Below are 5,048 nucleotides of genomic sequence, written 5' to 3'. Positions count from 1 at the left end.
ATGCTTATTGCATATACCTTTATGGAAGTGCTATCTCCACTTCAAACCCTTATTCAAAGTACCTACGGATGGAGTGGCACCGATTGGGGACTTGTTACTGGTGCTCAAGGATACTTAAATGTATTTGCATTTATGCTCATATTCTCTGGCATCATACTCGACAAAATGGGTATCAAGTTTACCGCAATTGGATCTGGTATTGTTATGATACTAGGTGCTATTATTAAATATTATGCATTTGCTCATAATTTCGAAATGGGTTCTGTAATCATCGGAATCGATTCAAGAGTGTTTGTTTCAGCAGCAGGATTTGCAATATTCTGTGTTGGAGCCGAAGGTGCTGGTATTACTGTATCCAGAATAATTGTAAAATGGTTTAAAGGACGAGAAATGGCACTTGCTATGGGTACAGAGATGGCTTTAGCTCGTTTAGGTTCATTCCTTGCATTATTCGGATCACCACGTATAGCTAATGCATTTGACATTCCAACATCTGTATTGGTAGGTACCATTGCTTTGAGTATCGCATTGATTCTTTTCATTGTTTACAGTGTGATGGATACCAAATTAGATAAACAAGTGGAAGATGATGCTGAAGAAGAAGTGCCTTTTAAAATTTCAGATATTGGTGTCATTATTTCAAATAAAGGATTCTGGTATATTGCTATTCTTTGTTTGTTATTTTATTCTGCTGTTTTCCCATTCTACAAATTCTCTTCAGGATTAATGGTGAACAAGTTTGGGATTGATCCTTCTACAGCTGGAGATATTCCTTCAATCTTACCATTTGGCACCATTCTTTTAACACCCTTATTTGGATATATATACGATAAATATGGTAAAGGTGCTTCTATAATGATTCTGGGAGCTGTATTGCTTGTAGTCGTTCATACTATTTTTTATATACCTGCTTTGACGGCAACATGGATAGCAATTTTCGCTGTTGTTCTACTGGGAGTTGCTTTCTCATTGGTTCCAGCAGCTATGTGGCCATCGGTTCCAAAAATTATTCCTGAAAAACAGTTAGGTTCAGCTTATGCACTTATTTTCTATGTTCAGAATATTGGTTTAATGCTGGTTCCTATTTTATTAGGTGTTGTATTGGATAAAACGAATCCAGGCGTTAATGAGAAAACCGAAAATGCTATTGCCATCTTTAGAGCTGAAGGTGTTTCTGCAGGTGATATTTCATCAAAAGTACAGGCTTTAAGAGAAACGGGTGAAATTCCAATGTTTGACTATACATCAACTTGGATGGTTTTTGTAGGATTAACACTTCTTGCTTGTGTATTTGCTTTCTTATTAAAAGCGGAAGATCGCAAAAAAGGTTATGGACTGGAACTTCCAAACATTGAGAAGTAGTTCTAATTTCAGATATAAAACAAAAGCCACCCTTATGGGTGGCTTTTGTTATTTAGAGTTGTTGTAGGATATCTGTTAGTTCCTTTAATTTCGTGTACCAATCTCACTAATGGCAAGAGTCCCTGCAACGACAGAAACAATGGCAGCAAAACTCGATAAAGAAACACCACAAAAGGGAACAACCAGACAAAGAGAGAATACAAAACCATTTGCGATAACAATTCCCTTATTCTCTCTCATAAACTTGATACTCTGTCTCAAATTTAGCTTCTTGCGTTCCAGAGCGTAATCCATGAATGAAAAGCCATAGAAGTAAGCTGAAATAAAGAAAAGCATGATTGCTGCAAGCCAACCTATAATAGGAATAAAACTCAATACAAACATCAGTACCGTTAATACGAGCTCTATGCTGAAATTCCGTAAAGCAATTACGATTCCTCGGAGCACATCTTTTAATAGCTGAACAAAGCTAAAAGGATAGTCTACACCTGTTTTTATCTTCTCGGTTCTCTCAGATAGATATGAGAAAATAGGTGACATCAGAATAATGATGATATAACCGCCTAAATAGGCAAAGAGAAGGAAAAACATAATTTTAAAGGTGAGCCAAACAAAAGCATCCATGATGGTTTTTAGGAAACCCGAACCCCAAAATTCGGCTTGCTTTAATTGTAATTGGTTTTCTAAATACACTTTTGATGTATCAGAAAAATCATTTACCATATCCCAACCGAACCAAAACAAGAGAATATTAAAAGCAATGGGGAATAAGAAGAACCAAGCGAGCTTCTTTTTAAAAATAAAACTAAGAGCTTCGGAGTAAGTACGAAGTCCGAAGCCAAAATCTTTGAAAAAATTCATATAAATAATATTAAAATAGAGATGTATAAGCTTTATAATAGATGTAAGTCCAATAAGTCTGATGAATTATTAAGATTTAAATTTAACAACTTGTCGGTATATTCCGAATATAGAATGAGAAAAACACCAGAACTTTATTACTTAGAATCGTTTTGAATTGGACTTGAATTGTATCATCTTTGTTTTACAAAAATAATGATGATGATAAAATTGCTTACCCGAATTATACGTGACAGAAACTTTGTATTGATTCTTGCTGTTGTTTTAGGCTTGACTATTGGCGATTGGGCAGAATATCTAAAAACGTATACGTTTTACATTTTAGGTGTTGTGATGGTTTTTTCTACTACAGGTATAAGCACTAAAGCTTTATTCCCATTGAAGAAAATGATACAACCGCTTCTATTAGGATCTGTTCTTAACTACATCGTTTTTGGAACAGTGATTATTAGTCTAGCCTACTTTCTGATGCCAACTCCTGAGTTATTTTTAGGTTTTGTAGTTATAGCTGCAACTCCCCCAGGTCTGGCAGTTATCCCATTTTCTCATATACTCGAAGGTGATATCAAATACGGAATTGTTGGTGTTTTAGGGGCTTTTATCAGTTCTATTTTTTTAGCCCCTGCTATTGTTGGATTATTGAGTAATGTGGATGGTGGCATTGATTCAGGCATGCTTTTTATGAGTATGATTAAGTTGGTTCTGATTCCTATGATTATCTCTAGATTCTTACTTTGGGAACCGATTAAACCAACGGTAGAGAAGGTGAGAGGTCGTGTTGTTGATTGGGGTTTTGCCCTTCTGATATTTACAGCTGTTGGCTTAAATAGGCAGGTGTTTTTCTCAAATTTTGACATCCTTTTTCTAGTATCTTTAGTCCTGTTTCTTAGTATATTTGGTTTAGGTTGGGTTTATGAGAAGATAGCTGCCAAGATTGGCGTTAATAAAGAAATTGCGATTACTCAGAACCTATTGCTTACCATTAAGAGTTCAGGATTTGCAGTTGTAACTGCTTTGACTCTATTTGGAAAAGAAGCAGCTATTCCTTCAGCAGTTATGGCTGTGTTTGTTTTGTTATACTTGCTTTATTTGTCTTTCAGAATGGAATATAGAAAGAAGAAAAAAAGGATAAAGCCTATGGGTTAAAGGATAAAGGCAATCAAGTTTTAATCGTAAATCATTAATTACTAATCATTAATTATACAGAGTGAAACTCACTTTTTTAGGTACAGGAACTTCTCAGGGAATTCCCATTATAGCATGTAAATGTCCCGTTTGTTTATCTACTGATAAGAGAGATAAACGATTGAGAACTTCTGCCTTAATTGAGGTTGACGGGCATACTATTGTGATTGATAGTGGTCCTGATTTTCGATATCAAATGCTGAGAGCTCAGGTTGAGAAGCTTGATGCGATTCTATTTACTCACGAGCACAAAGATCATACAGCAGGTTTAGATGATGTTCGTGCTTTTAATTGGGTAAATAAGAAAGCAGTTGATATTTACGCTGAAGAGCGTGTGCAAGCTTCACTAAAACAAGAGTTTGCCTACGTATTTGCCGAATTCCGATATCCTGGTATCCCTCAACTGAAGCTATGGGCTGTTGAAAATAAGCCCTTTTATATTAATGGAACTGAAATTATACCTATCCGTGCAAAACATTTCAAACTACCTGTTTATGGTTATCGGATTGATGATTTAGCTTATATAACTGATTCGAATTATATTTCCGAAGCAGAAAAAGAAAAACTACAAGGCCTAAAAGTTCTTGTTTTGAACGCATTGAGAAAGGAAAAACACTTGTCACATTTTACTCTTTCTGAAGCTCTCGCTTTAATTGAAGAGTTGAAGCCAGAGAAGGCATATTTAACTCATTTTAGCCACCAATTGGGTTTTCATGATGAGATTTCAAAAGAACTACCTGAAAATGTTTTTATGGCCTATGACGGTCTTAAAATTGAAATTTATTAAAAGAACAATAAAGCAAAAAGACCTCAAATAAAATATTTGAGGTCTTTTCTATAGCTTAATTTTTCAGCTCATAGCCATCGTATTTTCCTTTCTTAATGGCCGGTATGCCATCAACCATCCAAGCAGGAGCAGCTTCTCCTTTTAGGTAGTAATCGAAAAACTGCATCATTCTTATGGATAAATCCATACGATTAGCACGACCTTTTAAGTTGTGAGCTTCGTTATTGTATGAAAGTAACCAGCAAGGTTTCTGTAATCGACGCATAGCCACAAAGAACTCAATGCCTTGATACCAGGGCACAGCACCATCATGATCGTTGTGCATGATTAAAAGTGGCGTTTTGATCTTTGGTATTGAGAAAATGGGCGAATTCTCGATATAGTGCAAAGGCTTTTCCCAAAGGGTTCCACCAATTCGACTTTGAGTATGTTCGTATTGGAACATTCTACTACGGCCACTCTTCCAACGAATTCCACCGTAAGCTGAAGTCATATTGCTTACTGGTGCACCAGACATGGCACATTTGTATAGGTTTGTTTTTGTCACCAAATGTCCAATCTGATAACCTCCCCAACTCTGACCTTGCAAGGCAACTTTATCTTTGTCTATAAAATCGAAACGATCCATCATAGCCAATGTTCCTGTTACAATCGAGCTGTAAGCACTTTCTCCCGGATGTCCAACCTTAGGGTAAGTGATATCTGGCATGAAAATTAGGTAATCATTACTCACGCAATATGTTGGATTGATAATAGACCAATTAGGCTGAGGCACATAATGCTTGTGTAAACGATCACTTACGCGTTCGTAGAAATAAACGAGCATTGGGTATTTCTTATTGGGATCGAAATT

The 5,048-nt window shown here is 36.1% G+C and carries 5 protein-coding genes; 3 read left to right on the top strand and 2 right to left on the bottom strand.

Going from position 1 to position 5,048, the window contains the following annotated elements; all coding sequences use genetic code 11:
* A partial coding sequence (locus ABY905_RS14000; RefSeq protein WP_372644934.1) for an MFS transporter occupies window positions 1–1,362 on the top strand: 1,362 nt, incomplete at its 5' end.
* Between the two features lie 84 nt (window positions 1,363–1,446).
* On the opposite strand, the gene ABY905_RS13995 is transcribed toward ABY905_RS14000, so the two are convergent.
* Window positions 1,447–2,223 (bottom strand): EI24 domain-containing protein, encoded by a 777-nt coding sequence (locus tag ABY905_RS13995; RefSeq protein WP_372644932.1) that lies wholly within the window; start codon window positions 2,221–2,223, stop codon window positions 1,447–1,449.
* A 201-nt stretch (window positions 2,224–2,424) separates the two neighbouring features.
* Here ABY905_RS13995 and ABY905_RS13990 point away from each other — a divergent pair, with 201 nt between their 5' ends.
* Window positions 2,425–3,369: a bile acid:sodium symporter family protein gene (locus ABY905_RS13990; protein WP_372644930.1), complete on the top strand. Its 945-nt coding sequence runs from the start codon at window positions 2,425–2,427 to the stop codon at window positions 3,367–3,369.
* A 61-nt stretch (window positions 3,370–3,430) separates the two neighbouring features.
* Window positions 3,431–4,195, top strand: coding sequence for an MBL fold metallo-hydrolase (locus tag ABY905_RS13985; protein ID WP_372644928.1), 765 nt, complete (start codon window positions 3,431–3,433; stop codon window positions 4,193–4,195).
* Window positions 4,196–4,250: 55 nt separating this feature from the next.
* Here ABY905_RS13985 and ABY905_RS13980 read toward each other — a convergent pair.
* A partial coding sequence (locus ABY905_RS13980) for an alpha/beta hydrolase family protein (RefSeq protein WP_372644926.1) occupies window positions 4,251–5,048 on the bottom strand: 798 nt, incomplete at its 5' end.

Source organism: Ancylomarina sp. (assembly GCF_041555295.1).
Taxonomy (GTDB): domain Bacteria; phylum Bacteroidota; class Bacteroidia; order Bacteroidales; family Marinifilaceae; genus Ancylomarina.
The sequence above is the reverse complement of the archived record's forward strand: the minus strand, read 5'-3'. Positions and strand labels throughout refer to the sequence as shown.

Coding starts and splice junctions, on each gene's coding strand:
- ABY905_RS13990 (WP_372644930.1), top strand. CDS start 2,425: ATGATAAAATTGCTTACCCGAATTATACGTGACAGAAACTTTGTATTG.
- ABY905_RS13995 (WP_372644932.1), bottom strand. CDS start 2,223: ATGAATTTTTTCAAAGATTTTGGCTTCGGACTTCGTACTTACTCCGAA.